Here is a 15718-nt window from a genome sequence, read left to right as displayed (position 1 = left end):
GGGTTCCGCGTACCATGGCCGACATGGCAACGCGGAAAGTGACGGTCTCGCTGGACGACGGCGTGCTGGCGTTCGCCGAACAAGCGGCCAAAGCCACGGGGATCTCGGTGTCGGCCTGGTTGGCCAAGGCCGCGCGTCGGGAGGCCGTGAGGACCGGTTTCCGGGCGCCCGACCCGGCGGACTGTCGCCGGGCCGCCGAGGAGGCGGCGTTGCGGGACGAGGCCGAACTGGTCGCCGCGTTGGAGGACCTGCGTGCGCAGGGGTGAGATCTGGACCTACTACCCACCCTCCGAACAGGCCCGAGCACGGCAGATGGTGCTGCTGTCGTCCGACGGCATCAACGACTCCGACCGGCCGTGGCTGCTGGGCACCGAGCTGCTGGACCGTGATCCCCACGACATTCTCGGGGTGGCCGTCGACGGGCACTACTGGGTCTCGACGGTCAATGTGATGCGGCTGTACCGGCCGTGGCTGCGGGAGTACGTGGCCGAGATCGACACCGAGGTCCAGGAGCAGATCGACCGGGCCCTGCGAGCCGCCCTCGACCTCTGAGAATACGACCGCGGGCGCGTGTCCGCGGTCGTATTCTCAGCTTCTCGCGAGCGACTGGGGCGACGGGGCGGCGTGCAGGTGGCCGTCCTCGCCCTCCAGGCACGCGGCCTCCCGGTCGTCGGTCGCGAGGAACTCGCTCATGCACCGAGCTATCTGTTCGTGTCCGGCGGCGTTCGGGTGGAACGACTCCTGAATGACGTGTTTGGCGCGGTCCACGTCCTGAAAGTCGTCCCAGCGCACCGTGAACCGGGTGAACCACTCGTCCTCGGCGTTGTCGCCACCACTGCAGGCCTCGTGCCCGGTGCCCGCGCGGGAGAGGTCGAGGAACCGCACGTCGGCTTGCTGGGCCGCGCTTCGCAGCGCTTCCGACAACTCGATCGCGCCGGTCTCGGCCACCCACCGCAGGTCGTCGGTGCGGAACGGGCAGCCGTTGAGGTTGCGCCACTCCTCGGGAATGTCGGGTCCGATGGGAGAGGCGTACGACTGGAGGACTATCTCGTAGTCCGACCGCTCGTAGCCGGCTTCCTTCAGCACCTGCTTGACGTCTTCGAGTGCGGCCACGACCTTGGGGGTCATGGCGTCGAGCCGCTGCTGCCAGTCCCGCTTGATCTTGGCGTTGCAGGGCGAGTCCTGCTGCAGGAACCACGCGGTGAAGCACTCGGAGATCAGCCGGGAGAAGTGGGGGTCGTCGTTGGCGCCGATCGCGACGATCACCGCGGCGACCCGGTGGTCGTCGAGCAGCTCGCGCAGCTGACCGGCCTGGGAGGGTTCGGTCCACTGCTCCACGTCGCCGAGCGCGACGTGCCCCGACGGCGCCCCGGAACAGGCGAGGTTGATCGACTCGGTGACTCCGGTGAGCTCGATTTGGTGCACCATCGCGTGCGGGGAGCGATGACACCAGTTGCCGTCCTTGCCGTCGGTGTCGGGCGTGTAGTCGCCCGCGCCTTCGCCGGACAGCGTGCTGTCCCCGAGCGACACCACGGTCAGGGGACCGGTTCCGGGAGGCCCCGGTCGATCGACGGGGGAGTCGGAATCGGAGCCGGTGAGGACCACCACGGCGACCAGAACGGCAACGGCTGCGAGTGCCAACACCCCGAGCACCCACCGAGACCTGCGCACGGTGGAGCATTCTACGCAAAAAGATGTCGTCGAAGCCGGGGCCGTCATGGCAGCATCCCGAAGGTCGCGCCCGTGCCCGCGTCCGGGGGAGGTTCCCGCCGTGTTCGGTCAGCGATCCGTGCTGATGTTCGACGCCGACGACACCCTCTGGGAATGCAACGTCGTGTTCGAGCGCGCCATCGACGACTTCTGCGATTGGCAGGCCCGGCCGGGACTCGACGCGGCGGCCGTGCGGAAACTGCTCGCCGAGGTCGAACACGCCAACTCGGCTCGTTACGGCTACGGCGCCGCGGTGTTCCTGCGCAGCCTCACCGACTGCCTGGAGCGGATCCACCGACGACCCGCGACCGAACGGGAACGGGAGCACCTGGGGCGGCTGGCGGAAGCGGTGCTGGAGTGCCGTATCGAACTGATCCCCGAGGTGGCCGAAACACTCGAGGCGTTACGGGAGCGCTATCCGCTCCTCCTGCTGACCAAGGGCGTCCCGGAGGACCAGTGGCGCAAGCTCGACAACTCGGGGCTGCGCGAGTACTTCCGAGCCGTTCACGTGGTGCGGGAAAAGGACGTCGCCACGTACTCCGGGCTCGTCGAACGGTACGGATTGGATCCCGCGTCGACGTGGATGGTGGGCAACTCGCCCGCCTCCGACATCCTGCCCGCACTGGCCGCCGGCATGGGGGCCGTGTACGTGCCGAACGCCAACACGTGGGTGTTGGAGCACGCCGATCTCGACCTCGGCGCGGAGCGCCTGGTGACGGTGGAGCGGTTCGGGCAGTTGCTCGACCACTTCTGACCTCCGGCGCCGCGGTCCGGCCGGAGCGGGGCGAGGGCGGCCGCGCCGCGTCCCCGATGCCGTCTCGTCAGTCGGTGGCCTCGTCCCCGTCACGGGAGTGGAAGCCACGCTCGCGGGTGCGGGGCACCCGTAGGTTGTAGCGGACACCGAGCATGCGGATGACGAAGGCCACCGCCGCCGGGACGAGCGCACCGACGAGTCCGGGGATTCCGATGCCGAGGGCCACGGCCGCGAGGACGGCGCCCACGAGAGCGGGAACGGCGTAGAAGTCGCTGGTCAACACCGAGGGGACCCGCTGGACGGCGATGTCCCGCAGGGTTCCCCCTCCCACCGCCGTGATCACGCCGAGGATCACCGCCTGCACGCTTCCCAGGCCGGCGTCGAGGGCCTTGCTGGTTCCGGTCACGCAGAACACGCTCAACCCGACGGCGTCGAAGACGGTGATGAGCCGGGTGTAGCGCTCCAGTTCCACGCTCAGCAGGAAGGCCACCAGCGCTCCGCCCGCGGCCGCCGCGAGATAGCGTCCGTCGCCGAAGGTCGCGGGTGGCACGTTGATCAGGATGTCCCGGATCACCCCGCCACCCAACGCGGTCATCATGCCCAGGACCAGCACCCCCACCAGGTCCAGCCGAGCGGCGCGGGTGGCGGTGAGGGCGCCGTTCAGGCCGAACGCGAACGTGCCCAACAGGTCCAGGGTGAGGATGACGGGGGATTGGAACATACCGCCAGTCTGGGGGCCGGTCGTGGCTCCGCGCCTCGCGGGTGTCCGGTTCCGAAGTCCGGGTCACGGCTCGGGGAGGACGTCGAAGGCTCCCGTGACCTGAGTTGATCAGCGACGAAGCTCATAGATACAAGCTTGTATCTATTTCCTACAGTGGGGGTGTGTCGACTTCCCGAACCCGCCAAAGCGCCGCCGAGCGGGCGTACGCGCTGACGAAGGAACTCGTGCTCTCCGGCGAGCTTCCCGGAGGACATCTCTTCAGCGAGGGAGAGATCGCCGAGCGCCTGGGAATCAGCCGTACCCCCGTCAGGGAAGCGTTCCTGCGGCTCCAGGCCGAGGACTTGCTGAGGCTGGTGCCGAAGCGGGGTGCGATCGTGGTCCCGGTCTCACCGGGGGAGGCCGAGGACGTGCTCGACGCGCGCGAGGCCGTCGAGTGCGCGGCGGTACGCAGGTTGCTGCGCACCCCGGAGCGGGTGCCGTCGGTGGTGGCGGAGCTGCGGTCCGTGCTGGAGGTGCAACGCGGCCATGCCGAGCGGGACGACCTGCCCGCCTTCGCCGAGACCGACGAGATCTTCCACCGCACCATCGTGACGGCCGGGGGCAACGCGCTGTTCCAGCGTTTCTACGCGTCCTTGGCCGACAGACAACGCCGCATGAGCATGTACGCCCTCGGACCGGTTCCGGAGCAGCTTCCCGTGGTTCTTCGACAGCACGCCGAGCTGGTGTCCACCATCGAGGCGCGCGACGAGGCCGCGTTCGCGGCCACGTTGCGGTCGCATCTGAACGAAACGCATCGCTCATGAGGCCGGCCGCGTGGAAGTCGGCGGTCGCTGCGATCTTCGTCTGTGGGTGGGGCGGCAACCAATTCACCCCACTGCTCGTGATGTATCGACAGGCGGGCCACTCCGCCCTCATGGTGAACACGTTGCTGGGCGCCTACGTCCTCGGGCTGTTTCCGGGGCTGTTGTTCGCGGGCGGTCTTTCCCAACGCTTCGGGCGCCGAGCGGTGATGATCGCGGGTGTCGTGGCGTCGCTGACGGCGAGCGTGTCGCTCGCCGCGGGCGAGTACGGCGCGGGCTGGCTCGCCGCGGGACGGTTCGTGACCGGATTCGGCGTCGCCGCGGCGATGGCGGTCGGCACCACCTGGGTCACCGAACTGTCGGCGTGCTCGGGTAGCGACTCCCGCACCGGCGCGGGACGAGCGGCGCTCGCGCTCACGACGGGTTTCGGAATCGGCGCGGGGGTCGCGGGTGCCCTGGCGCAGTGGGGGCCCGCCCCCATGGTCCTGCCGTACGTCGTGCATGTCGTGCTCGCGCTCGCGGTGCTGCCGCTGCTGTACCGACTCCCGGAGACCGGCTGCCTCGGTGGGTCGCCCCGGCCGCGGTGGGGAGGGGTGAGGCATCCGCGCTTCCGGAAGGCCGTCCTCCCGATGGCGCCGTGGATCTTCGGGGCGGCCGGGGTCGCCTACGCGATCATGCCCCAGCTCGTGGGCGATCGGCTCGGCTCCCTGGCGCTGGCCTACTCGACGTTGCTGACGGTGGGCACGCTGGGAGCCGGGGCGCTCATCCAGCCGGTGGCCAAGCGCTTGGACCGGCCGACCAGTGCCCGTGCGGTGGCGGTGTCCATGGGCGTCATGTCGGTGGGGCTGGCGCTCAGCGTGGTCGCGGCCGTGGCGGGATCACCGGTGCTGGCCCTGGTGGCGGCGCTCGGACTCGGCTGCGCGTACGGCCTCGCGGTGGTGTCGGGCCTGCTCGAACTGCAACGCTTCTCGCGCCCGGAGGAACTGGCGGACACCACGGGGGTGTACTACGCCTTCGCCTACCTCGGATTCCTGCTGCCCGCGTTGCTGAGCTTGCTCAGCGCCGTGGCGACCTACCCCGTCCTGCTCGGGGGGCTCGTGGTCCTGGCCCTGGCGGCGACCGGTGTGATCCTGCGCTACTCCAAGGCCGATCTCCCCGCCCGCGAGACCGCCGAGCGGCAAGCCGAGCCGGTCGGCTGACCGCGACCCGCACGGCACCCCGGAAGGTTCGACGACGGCGTGGCGGGTATCCGCCGCGCACGAGCGTCGGAGCGACCGGGGGGAGACACATGGCCGACCGCATCGCGGACCTTTGGGGAACCCGCACACCGTACGCGAAGGACACCTCGTGGCCCGTTCGGGTGGACCGACATCTCGACGAGGGACTCGCCCCCTCGGACGTCGACACCTGGGTGCGGTCGGCGTGCGTGTTGTGCAGCAACGGGTGCGCATGTGACATCGCGGTGAAGGACGGCCGCATGGTCGGGATTCGCGGGCGGGCGGGCGACGTGGTCAATCACGGGCGGCTGGGCCCCAAGGGACTGTACGGTTCCCGGCAGTGGCACCGAACGGACCGGTTGACCCGACCGCTGGTCCGGCGGGACGGGCGACTACGGGAGACGGACTGGGACACGGCCATGGACCTGGTCGTTCGCCGCTCACGGGAATTGCTGGCCGAGACGGGGCCTTTGTCCCACGGTTTCTACACCAGCGGTCAGTTGTTCCTGGAGGAGTACTACACCCTCAGCGTGATCGGCAAGGCCGGGCTGGGAACGCCGCACATGGACGGCAACACGCGGTTGTGCACGGCGACGGCCGCCGCCGCTCTGAAGGAGAGTTTCGGCTCCGACGGCCAACCGGGCAGTTACTCCGACATCGACTCCTGCGAGGCGTTGTTCCTCTTCGGACACAACATGGCCGAGACGCAGACGGTGTTGTGGGCTCGGGTCCTGGACCGGCTCCACGGCGCGGACCCGCCCGTCGTCGTCGCCGTCGATCCCCGGCGCACGCCGGTGACCGAGGCGTGCGCGCGGAGCGGGGGAGTGCACCTGGCTCCCCTGCCCGGCACCAACCAGGCCCTCATGAACGGTCTTCTTCGCGAGGTGATCACCCGCGGGTGGGTCGATCACGACTACGTCACCGCGCACACACTCGGCTACGACGAACTCGCGGTGACCGTCCAGCCGTACACGCCGGAACACGTCGCGCGCATCTGCCGCGTCGATCCGGACGACCTGCGGAGGGCGGCCGAGATATTCGGCACCTCCGGCCGGGTGCTGTCCACCGTGTTGCAGGGTTTCTACCAGTCGCACCAGGCCACCGCGGCGGCCTGCCAGGTCAACAACCTCCACCTGCTGCGGGGACTCCTCGGCAAGCCGGGGTGCGGGGTCCTGCAGATGAACGGACAGCCCACCGCTCAGAACACCCGCGAGACCGGCGCGGACGGAGACCTTCCGGGATTTCGCAATTGGGACAATCCCGAGCACGTTCGGCAGCTCGCCGAGTTGTGGAACGTGGACCCGGCGACCATCCCGCACTGGGCTCCGCCCACCCATGCCATGCAGATCTGGCGGTACGCCGAGCAGGGCTCCATCAGATTCCTGTGGATCTCCGCCACCAACCCCGCCGTGTCACTGCCCCAGCTCCCGCGGGTCCGAGAGATCCTCGCCAAGGACGACCTGTTCGTTGTCGTGCAGGACGGCTTCCGCACCGAGACCACCGAGTACGCGGACGTGGTGCTGCCCGCGGCGCTGTGGGGAGAGAAGCAAGGCACCTTCACCAACGCCGACCGTACCGTCCACCTGTCCGACAAAGCGGTGGAGCCGCCCGGCGAGGCACGCTCCGACCTGGAGATCTTCTGCGACTACGCCCGGCGGATGGACCTGCGCGATCGCGATGGCGCGCCGCTGATCACGTGGAACGACCCGGAGAGCGCGTTCGAGGCGTGGAAGGAGTGCAGCCGAGGCCGGCCATGTGACTACACGGGACTGTCCTACGAGAAGCTTCGCGGGGGCAGCGGTGTTCCGTGGCCGTGCAACGACGAGTATCCGAACGGTCGCGACCGCCTGTATGCCGACGCCGTGTTCCCCACCCACGCCGACGTGTGCGAAAGCTACGGCCGCGATCTCCTCACCGGCGGCATCACCTCTCGGGAGGAGTACCACGCGCGGAACCCGGACGGCCGGGCGGTTCTCAGGGCGGCGGAGTACGTGCCGCCGCCCGAGGAACCGGACGGAGAGTATCCGCTCGTGTGCACCACGGGGCGTACCGTCTACCACTTCCACACCCGCACCAAGACCGGCCGCTCCCGGCAGCTCCGTCGCGCGGCACCGAAGCCGTGGATCGAGATGTCCCGGAACGACGCGGCCGCGCTCGGGCTCACGGAGGGGGACCCGGTCCGCGTCGAGTCCAGGCGTGGTCGGGTGGAGCTGCCCGTGCGTGTCGGCGGAGGCCGCGACGGCGTGGTGTTCCTGCCCTTCCACTACGGCTACTGGGACAGCGACACGGACGACCGCGCTCGGGCGGCCAACGAGCTCACCCTCACCGCCTGGGACCCGGTGTCCAAGCAACCCCTCTACAAGCTCGGCGCCGTGCGCGTGACCAAGCTCGCCGACGGAAAAGGGCCCGCCCCCGCTCCCACCACCGCGGCCTCCGCGCCCCACGATCCGGCGGGCGTTCCGGCGACCACGGGAGACGACGACGTGTGGGAGGACGTGGCGGCCACGAGGCCACCACCGGCGCCACCGAGTCCCGACGTGCCGCACCATTCGTGAACGGACGAACCCATGTACCTGACCATCTACCTGGGATTGCTCCACACGTCGTTGACCACGCTCGCCGACGCGTTCCGTGAGGTCTCCCGTGGGCACGGTGACGAGCCCGACGTCGCGCAGCTCTGTCGTCTCCTCGCCGGACGGACCGACCGCCAGGCAGAGGCGTTGAGCCCGATCGTGGAGCGCTACGGCGAAGACCGCGAGGCCGAACCCGAACGCCTGTACGCCGTGGGGTTGGAACACACGCGCAGCGGACCCGTCGGACTGCTGCGCGACCTGCAGGACCTCCACATGCTGGCCGGCCTCACCGACATGACATGGACCGTCGTGGGACAGGCCGCGCAGGGACTACGCGACGAGGACCTGCTCCACGTGGTCGACACCTGGGAGCCGGAGACCGCGCGTCAGCTCGTCTGGTTGCGTTCCCGCATCAAGCAGGCCGCGCCACAGGCCCTCATCGCGGCGAGGTGACGAATCGATCCCGACGACGCCGTCGCCCTCCACGTTCGGGACGTGCCGCCGACGAGGTCTCCGAGGCTCCGGAGCCGGCGTGAGCGCCCTCCGCCGTGGGTAGGCCACACGAGGACGTTCGGCCGGTGGAGGTGGGGATGCTCAAGAAGAACGTCGCGGACGGTATCCATTGCGTCGAGGATTCCTATGTCAACTGGTTCCTCGTCGAGGCCGGGGGCAAGCTGACCGTCGTCGACGCCGGATTGCCGACGTCGTGGCGTTCGCTGAGGCGTGCCCTCGACGAGCTGGGGCGCCGCGAGGAAGACATCGAGGCGTTGGTGTTGACCCACGGTCACTTCGACCACCTGGGGTTCGCCGAGCGATTACGTTCCGAAGTGGGGGTGCCCGTCTACATCCACGAAAACGACCTCCCACTGACCCGGAATCCCCGCCGATACGGCCGAGCCCGCTCGCTGACGTGGTACCTGCTGACGCAGTACAAGGCATTGCCCATGGTCGCCGCCTTCGTGGCGCATCGTGCCTGGTGGCCCAAACCCGTCAAGCGAGTGCACCGAATCCGTGAGGACACGTTGCCGGTGCCCGGCGAACCACGGGTGCTGTTCACGCCGGGCCACACGATGGGGCACTGCGCGTTGCACTTCCCCGACCGGGACGCCGTCATCGCCGGGGACGCCGTGGTGACGCTCAATCCGTATCGGGGGACGAAGGCGCCGCAAATCGTCTCCGCGGCGGCCACCGCGGACCCGGAACGTGCCCTGGAGTCACTGGATGCCATCGCGGCGACCGGGGTGAGCACGGTGCTCGTCGGCCACGGCGAGGCGTGGACCGACGGTGCGGAGCGGTTGGTCGAGCTGGCCCGTCGGAATGGGCCTTCCTAGCGTGGCGGTCACGACGAGAACCTCGTACGAACGTCGAGTCCGCCACCCCGTCGATGTTGCCCGGATTGTCCGAAATTTGCCGACGCGGGTGCCGAGGAGAAGGCCCGCGGTGTTCCTCTCGTGCTCGTCGACGTCGCGTCGCGGGGTCCTTCTCACAATGGCGTGACCTCGAACCGTCCTCGTCTTATTCTCTGTCGATCTCACCCGCTCGACCTGACCGAAGGAGTCGACATGGAGGAGTTCCTCACCAAAGTCAGTGATGTGGTGTGGGGCCCGTTCCTCCTCATTCCGCTGTTGTTGGGCACGGGCTTGTACCTGACGGTCCGACTAGGTGGGGTCCAATTCCTCAAACTCGTTCCGGCGTTGCGGCTCGCGTTGTTCAAGCGTCGGGACGAGGACGCGGACGGCGACATCTCCCACTACCAGGCGCTCACCACCGCTCTTGCCGCCACGGTCGGCGTCGGCAACATCGCCGGGGTCGCCACCGCGCTCTACCTGGGCGGTCCCGGTGCGCTGTTTTGGATGTGGGTCACGGCCCTGGTGGGTATGGCGTCGAAGTACTCGGAGGCCTTCCTGGCGGTGCGGTTCCGCACCAAGGACGCTCGTGGTGACATGTCCGGTGGCCCGCAGTACTACCTGGCGAAAGCCATCCCGAACGGCTTCGGGCTCACGCTCAGTATCGCGTTCGCGGTGTTCGCGGTCCTGGCGAGCTTCGGCATCGGCAACATGACCCAGTCCAACACGGTCGCCGCCTCGCTGGAGAGCTCCTTCGGCGTGCCGACCTGGGTGGTGGGCCTTGTCGTCACCGTCGCCGCCGGCGCGGTTCTGATCGGTGGGATCAAGTCGATCGGCAAGGTCACCGCCGCGTTCGTGCCCTTCATGATCGTGCTCTACGTCGTGGGTGCGCTGGCGGTGTTGCTGCTCAACATCACCGACGTTCCCGCGGCGTTGAAACTGGTGTTCACGGACGCGTTCACGGGAACCGCGGCCGTGGGTGGCTTCTCCGGTTCGGTCTTCATCATCGCGCTGCAGTACGGCGTGGCCCGAGGCATCTTCTCCAACGAGTCGGGCCTGGGGTCGGCGGCTATCGCCGCCGCGGCGGCGCAGACCCGGCACCCGGTACGTCAGGGCCTGGTGTCGATGACCCAGACCTTCATCGACACGATCATCGTGGTGTCGATGACGGGCCTGGTCATCATCACCACCGGTGCCTGGCAGACGGGGCTCGACGGCGCGGAGATGACGGCGGAGGCTTTCACGCGCGGCCTGCCCGGCGAGTGGGGCCACTACATCGTGACCCTGAGCGTGGTGTTCTTCGCCTTCTCGACCATCCTGGGCTGGTCGTACTACGGCGAGCGCTGCGTGGAGCGACTCGTCGGCGTCCGGGGTGTCCTGCCCTACCGGTTGGTGTTCACCGTGGTGATCTTCGTGGGTTCGACCACGGAGCTGAGTCTGGTCTGGACCTTCTCCGACGTGATGAACGGGTTGATGGCGCTGCCCAACCTCATCGGGCTGGTGCTGTGCGCCGGCCTGATCGCTCGGGAGACCAAGCAGTACCTCGCGGTGGACCCCGACCTGCTGACCCCGCCGGCCGAGTCGACCCTGCACGGCACGGACGCGCTACGGAGGCCCCGCGACACGGCGTGAACCGGCCGCGGTGCGTGCGACGGAACCGGCGTCGATTCACCCCTCGCACGCACCGCGCCCGCCGGGGCTAACGCCACGGCAGGTACGGTCCCGGCCGACGCGCCGTGAACGTCGCGCCCCGCACCACCATTTCCTTGAACCGGGCGGCCGTGCGCCCGGTGAGGATGCGCTCGCGCGGTCGGTCGTGGGCGTCGACGAACTGGATCAGGCCGTCGCGTCGCCCGAGACTGAGGCACCGGATGACGTAGCGGAATCGCCGGGGCCGCGGTTGCTTCCCGTTCGCCCGTGCGGCGATGACGTCACCGACGTACTGCCCGAGTGGGAGTGCCGTGGCGCACGCCATTCGCAACGGTGAGCCGTCGGTGTGGCCGACCACCGCGCTGTCACCGACGGCGTAGACGTCCGGATGCGACACCGAACGAAGGCTGTCGTCCACGACGACCCGCCCGATGGCGTCCACGGCGAGGGAGCTGCGGGCGGCCAGGTCCGGAACACCGAACCCGGTGGCCCACACGACGAGGTCCGCCGTCACGGCGTCCCCGTCGGCCAGTCGCACGGCACCGGGGCGCACCTCGACGGCCTTCGCATCGCCGCGCACCTCGACGCCCAGCCGCTCGAACGACCGCAGCAGATGGGAGCGCCCCCGTTCGGACAACGTCGCCCCCGGCTTCCCGTCCGTCACCAGCCGAACCCGAAGCCGAGGGTAGGTCTCGGCCAGTTCCGCGGCGGTCTCGATACCGGTTAGCCCGCCTCCGACCACCGCCACCGTCCCCTCCTCCCGAGCGACGGTGGCGACCCGGTCGCGCAGGGCCCGCGCCTCGGCGAACTCGGCCACGGTGGCGGCATGGTCCGTCACACCCGGAGCGTTCGTGTCGGCCACGCTGCCCACCGCGTACACCAGCGTGTCGTACCGCATCGGGGCCTCCAGCGAGTCGACGACCAACCGCCGGTCGTCCGGGTCGAGCTCCCGGACCCGACCGAGCACGAAGTCGACCCCGGCCCTGCCGAGCACGTCGGCCAAGGGGTGCTCGCGGAGTTGCTGCCCCGCCGCGAGCTGGTGCAAGCGCACCCGTTCGACGAAGTGCGCACGGGGATTGACCAGCGTCACCCGTGCGTCGCGAAGTCGCCGGGCGGTCCGCAGCGCGGCTGCGAGTCCGGAATAGCCCCCGCCTATTACCACGATGTGTCGGGTCACCGGTTCCTCTCCTTTCGTCGAAGGTCACCGGTTGAACCGCGCGGAGTCGCCATTCCTGACAGGCGTGAGAGTGACATCAGTCACGGTCGGGAAGTTGCGAGGCGAGGAAGGCGAGTTTGTCCGGGTTGGCCACGATGCGGATGTCGGTGATCCGGCCGTCGCGGATCTCCAGCACCACGACCAGTATCACCTGAGCGCCCACGAGGGCCACGAAACCGGGCTGGCCGTTGATCTCCGTGAGTAAGACCGTCAGGTCCGGGACGGGCCAACTCATCCAACCCAGGTACCGGGCCACCCGTTCCACGCCGCGGATCGGACGGCGGGCCGCCGTGGCCTTGCCACCGCCGTCGGCCCACGCGACGACGTCGTCGGCGAGCAGCTTCTCCAGCGCGGCGATGTCGCCACCCCGTGCCGCGGCGAGGAAGCGCCGGGCGATGCGGTCGCCGTCGGCGCGGGAAGCCGAGAACCGTGGACGCTGTTCACCGATCCGCTGCCGTGCCCGGTGATGGAGCTGCTGGCAGTGGGATTCGCTCAGGTCGAGGATCTCCGCGATCTCGCGATGGCGGTATCCGAAGCACTCGCGCAGCACGAACACGGCACGTTCCGGGGGAGTCAGGCGTTCCAGGAGTAGCAGGAACGCCATCGACACGGAGTCGCGCTGCTCGACGGTGTCCAAAGGCCCCAGGGCCGAGTCGGCGGTCACCACGGGCTCGGGCAACCACGGCCCCACGTAACGTTCCCGGCGGGCGCGCGCGGAGGTCAGGCGATTAAGACAGAGGTTGGTGACCACCTTGGTCAGCCAGGCCGCGAGGTTCTCGATCGCGGCTCGGTCGGCGTCGTTGAAGCGCAGGAACGCGTCCTGGACGACGTCCTCGGCCTCCCCGGCGGAACCCAGGAGCCGATAGGCCACGGAGAACAAGCGCGGTCGCTGCCGTTCGAACTCCCGCGCGACCTCTGACTGGAGCACGCGTCGAGCATACGAAAGCCCGCCGGGGGACACTATGGACGAGCCGGGGGAGAGCACATGAACACCGCCGCATCGGCGTTCGGCACTCGACGAGGCTCGGGGCCGTCGAGCCGTCACGATCACCATCCGGCCGTGTCGTCGGCGCCGCAGTGCGTCCGTCCGGTCGAAGTCGTACCGCGGCGCCGACGGCTTTTCCCGTCGGGGTGGCGGGGAGTTCTCTCAGCCGGTGAGCGAGCCGCGAGCCACGGGGAAGTCGAAGTAGGTGTCCGGGAACGGCTCGTCGCGCAGGGTGTAGTGCCACCATTCGTTGGGATAGTTCTCCATCCCCACCGCGGCCAGGGTCTCCTTGAGCAGGGCCCGGTTGCGTTTGGCCTCCCCGGTGATCCGGGGGTCGTCCGTGTGCGCGAGGGTGTCGAAGCAGTCGAAGCCGGTTCCCATGTCGATGCTGTTGTCCCCGAACCGTTCGCCGACCGGGGCGAAACACGGGCGCAGTGGATCACCGGGACGGTAGTGCTCCTGTGGGCGCGGCGGGACGCGGACCAGGGTCAAATCCACCGTGCTGCCGCGGCTGTGCCCGGACTGCTCCGCGATGTAGCCGTCCTCGAACAGAGACGACTTCTCGACCCGCGGGTAGAACTCTTCCTTCATCCGGTCGTCGTTGAGCCGTTGTGCCCACCGGACGAAGCTGTCGACCGCCTGCTGGGGACGGTAGCAGTCGTAGACCTTGAGCGAGTATCCCAGGGGCAGCAGCTGCCGCTGGGCCTCTCGCAGGGCCAGCGCCGTGGGCCGGGTGACGATGCACAACGGCTCCCGATAGCCCGGTACCGGCCGGCCGACGAAGTTGTGCGACCCGTGGTAACGGATCTCCTCGATGATGGTCGGCGCGACATCACGCAGGGCGACGAACTCCGGTGGGGCGGTCGGACGTCCGGGAGGTTCGGCGACGGCGACCGGTGTGGAAGCGAACAACACCGTGACGGCGGCCAGGGTTGCCAGGAGAGTCCGACGGAACGTGAAACGCATTGCCTCGTCTTACCCAAGAGGCCGGAGAGGATCAAGACGTCTTCCGTGCTTGGTGATTGACCGGTCGTGACGGCCACCACGGTGGATAGCACGTGGCCTCGGCCGTGCGCATGTGGACGCTCGCGCACGGGAAGGCGGGTCGACCGACGAAGGCCGACCCGCCTCGCGGTTGCCGTGACTACTTGACGGCGGCCAAGGCGTCGACGAGCCCGTGGCCGTAGAACGAGTTGTATGCGGCGGGGCCGGTGCAGGCCTCGGCGTCACCACAGGGCACTCGATCCGCCTTGGCCCGCAACAGCGCCGAGACGGCCTGCGGTGGGAGGTGAGGATTCCTGCTGGCGATCAGCGCGGCCACTCCGGCGGCGTGCGGGGAGGCCATGGACGTGCCGCACTTGGTGCCGTACTGCCCGTCGAACACGGTGGACAGAGTGCATCCCGTCGTCGCGCCCGGCGGCAGTTGGGCGGTGTCGCCACCGGGGGCGGTCACGTCGACCTGACGGAGCCCGTAGTTGCTGTAGGAGGACTTGGTGCCCTCGTAGCCGACGGCCGAGACGGTCACCACCCCGTCGAGGCTCTTGGGCAGGATGGCACAGCTCGAATCCACCGGGTGCTGCCGGTTGGGGTCGGTCGCCGGGGGATCGGTCAGGTCGAACCCGCTGTTGCCCGCCGCGGCGACGTTGAGCACGCCCTGCCGCTGGGAATAGGCGACCGCACGCCGCACGGCCTCGTAGGCCGCGGAGTCACCCGGCTGATTCGGGCAGTAGAACATTCCGGGGTCGACGTAGTAGCTGTTGTTGGTCACCTCGAAGCCCTGCTCGGCGGCCCACATGAAGCCGCAGACCGCCGCCTCGGGGAAGATGTAGCCGTCGTCGTTGACGACCTTCACCGACGCCAGGCGCACACCGGGAGCGACGCCGGTGAAGCCGCGGTCGGGGTCCTTGCCCGCGATGGTGCCCGCGACGTGCGTGCCGTGGTCGGACGTCGTCGGAGCCCACGCGGCGGGATCGGGGTCGGGGGCGCCGGTGTTGCAGCCGACGGAGGCCGCCGGGTCGAGCGCGTGAACCAGCGCCGGATGAGTGGGCTCGATCCCGGAGTCCAGCACTCCCACCGTCACCGAGCGACTGCCTTCGTTGATCTTGTTGGCTTGGGGCGCCTTGATCATGCGCATGTCCCACTGGGCCTCGGAGAGGTCAGCGGTGGTGACCACCTGGGTGGTCTCCTCGGTTTCGATCTCGGCGCGGGCGGTGGCGCGGGCCGTCGCGGCCGCGGAGGTGGTCGGGTCGGCGACCTCCCGAGAACCGGAGTAAGCGCGGTAGCTTCCGATCCTGTCGGCGAAGTCGGCGTTGCGGGAGCTGGCCACGGCGACGCCGATCTCCGGGTAGTAGGCGATCCGGCTGCCGCACTTCGCCGCCAGCTCGGCGTCGACCGTGGCCTGCGAGGTGTACGGCTGGTACAGCACCACGTAGTTGTACGGCGTGCTCGTCGCATCACACTCCACCGTGGCGGGTGTGGCGCTCGCCACGGGAGCGGTCAGCACACTGCCGAAGCCGATCGCCAGCGCGGTGGGCAGCGACAAGGATCTGAGACGGGACATGCAACCTCCGGAGCGGGGTTCGAACGGTGACGTTCGAACTCGTACGTTCGGGCGCACTGTAGACAAAAAAGTGGCGATTGCCTGCCGCCGAAAGTCGTAGTCCAAACGGACTAGTCGTGAAAGAACGCGGAGAGACGTCGAACGAAATTCACGGCCACGAGGCATTTCCCATCGGTTGGGAACACT

15 protein-coding genes are annotated in these 15718 nt (G+C 69.0%); 9 read left to right on the top strand and 6 right to left on the bottom strand.

Translation table 11 applies throughout. From position 1 onward, the window contains the following. The first annotated feature begins 23 nt into the window (after positions 1-23). Complete coding sequence (locus SACGLDRAFT_RS11780; RefSeq protein ID WP_040919909.1) at positions 24-266, top strand: hypothetical protein; 243 nt, start codon at positions 24-26, stop codon at positions 264-266. Then, entirely contained in the window at positions 253-552 is a 300-nt protein-coding gene (locus SACGLDRAFT_RS11775) for a hypothetical protein (protein WP_005464824.1), read from the top strand. Before SACGLDRAFT_RS11780 ends, SACGLDRAFT_RS11775 begins: the two co-directional genes overlap by 14 nt. Positions 553-588: 36 nt before the next feature. Here the strand turns inward: SACGLDRAFT_RS11775 and SACGLDRAFT_RS11770 are convergent, their stop codons facing one another. Further along, positions 589-1653, bottom strand: a complete 1065-nt coding sequence (locus SACGLDRAFT_RS11770; RefSeq protein WP_005464822.1) for a GDSL-type esterase/lipase family protein — start codon at positions 1651-1653, stop codon at positions 589-591. 118 nt (positions 1654-1771) lie between these two features. On the opposite strand from SACGLDRAFT_RS11770, the gene SACGLDRAFT_RS11765 reads away from it, so the two are divergent. Next, entirely contained in the window at positions 1772-2464 is a 693-nt protein-coding gene (locus SACGLDRAFT_RS11765; RefSeq protein WP_005464820.1) for an HAD family hydrolase, read from the top strand. 67 nt (positions 2465-2531) lie between these two features. On the opposite strand, the gene SACGLDRAFT_RS11760 is transcribed toward SACGLDRAFT_RS11765, so the two are convergent. Continuing rightward, positions 2532-3185, bottom strand: coding sequence for a trimeric intracellular cation channel family protein (locus SACGLDRAFT_RS11760; RefSeq protein ID WP_005464819.1), 654 nt, complete (start codon positions 3183-3185; stop codon positions 2532-2534). 161 nt (positions 3186-3346) lie between these two features. Between SACGLDRAFT_RS11760 and SACGLDRAFT_RS11755 the strand changes: the two genes are divergently transcribed. The 6 genes from SACGLDRAFT_RS11755 to SACGLDRAFT_RS11730 all read left to right on the top strand — a co-directional run bounded on the left by SACGLDRAFT_RS11755 (position 3347) and on the right by SACGLDRAFT_RS11730 (position 10753). Then, positions 3347-3988 (top strand): GntR family transcriptional regulator, encoded by a 642-nt coding sequence (locus SACGLDRAFT_RS11755; RefSeq protein WP_005464818.1) that lies wholly within the window; start codon positions 3347-3349, stop codon positions 3986-3988. After that, positions 3985-5184: an MFS transporter gene (locus SACGLDRAFT_RS11750; protein WP_005464817.1), complete on the top strand. Its 1200-nt coding sequence runs from the start codon at positions 3985-3987 to the stop codon at positions 5182-5184. The genes SACGLDRAFT_RS11755 and SACGLDRAFT_RS11750 overlap by 4 nt, the downstream gene beginning before the upstream one ends. A gap of 89 nt (positions 5185-5273) precedes the next feature. Next, positions 5274-7757: a molybdopterin oxidoreductase family protein gene (locus SACGLDRAFT_RS11745; RefSeq protein ID WP_005464816.1), complete on the top strand. Its 2484-nt coding sequence runs from the start codon at positions 5274-5276 to the stop codon at positions 7755-7757. Between the two features lie 12 nt (positions 7758-7769). After that, positions 7770-8228: a hypothetical protein gene (locus tag SACGLDRAFT_RS11740; protein ID WP_005464815.1), complete on the top strand. Its 459-nt coding sequence runs from the start codon at positions 7770-7772 to the stop codon at positions 8226-8228. A gap of 137 nt (positions 8229-8365) precedes the next feature. After that, positions 8366-9106 carry an MBL fold metallo-hydrolase gene (locus tag SACGLDRAFT_RS11735; RefSeq protein ID WP_005464814.1) on the top strand — a complete coding sequence of 247 codons (741 nt, stop codon included), beginning with the start codon at positions 8366-8368 and terminating at the stop codon, positions 9104-9106. 231 nt (positions 9107-9337) lie between these two features. Then, on the top strand, positions 9338-10753 hold the full coding sequence (locus tag SACGLDRAFT_RS11730) for an alanine/glycine:cation symporter family protein (RefSeq protein ID WP_005464813.1): 1416 nt from the start codon (positions 9338-9340) through the stop codon (positions 10751-10753). A 67-nt stretch (positions 10754-10820) separates the two neighbouring features. Here the strand turns inward: SACGLDRAFT_RS11730 and SACGLDRAFT_RS11725 are convergent, their stop codons facing one another. The 4 genes from SACGLDRAFT_RS11725 to SACGLDRAFT_RS11710 all read right to left on the bottom strand — a co-directional run bounded on the left by SACGLDRAFT_RS11725 (position 10821) and on the right by SACGLDRAFT_RS11710 (position 15532). Further along, positions 10821-11948 carry an NAD(P)/FAD-dependent oxidoreductase gene (locus SACGLDRAFT_RS11725; RefSeq protein WP_005464812.1) on the bottom strand — a complete coding sequence of 376 codons (1128 nt, stop codon included), beginning with the start codon at positions 11946-11948 and terminating at the stop codon, positions 10821-10823. A gap of 76 nt (positions 11949-12024) precedes the next feature. After that, positions 12025-12915: an RNA polymerase sigma-70 factor gene (locus SACGLDRAFT_RS11720; RefSeq protein WP_040918982.1), complete on the bottom strand. Its 891-nt coding sequence runs from the start codon at positions 12913-12915 to the stop codon at positions 12025-12027. A 219-nt stretch (positions 12916-13134) separates the two neighbouring features. Continuing rightward, positions 13135-13938: a M15 family metallopeptidase gene (locus SACGLDRAFT_RS11715; RefSeq protein WP_005464810.1), complete on the bottom strand. Its 804-nt coding sequence runs from the start codon at positions 13936-13938 to the stop codon at positions 13135-13137. A gap of 178 nt (positions 13939-14116) precedes the next feature. Beyond that, the gene (locus tag SACGLDRAFT_RS11710) at positions 14117-15532 is read right to left on the bottom strand and encodes a S8 family peptidase (RefSeq protein ID WP_005464809.1); all 1416 of its coding nucleotides are present in this window, start codon (positions 15530-15532) and stop codon (positions 14117-14119) included. Between the last annotated feature and the right edge of the window lie 186 nt (positions 15533-15718).

The organism is Saccharomonospora glauca K62 (assembly GCF_000243395.2).
In the GTDB taxonomy this organism is placed as follows: Bacteria; Actinomycetota; Actinomycetes; order Mycobacteriales; family Pseudonocardiaceae; genus Saccharomonospora; species Saccharomonospora glauca.
The sequence above is the reverse complement of the archived record's forward strand: the minus strand, read 5'-3'. Positions and strand labels throughout refer to the sequence as shown.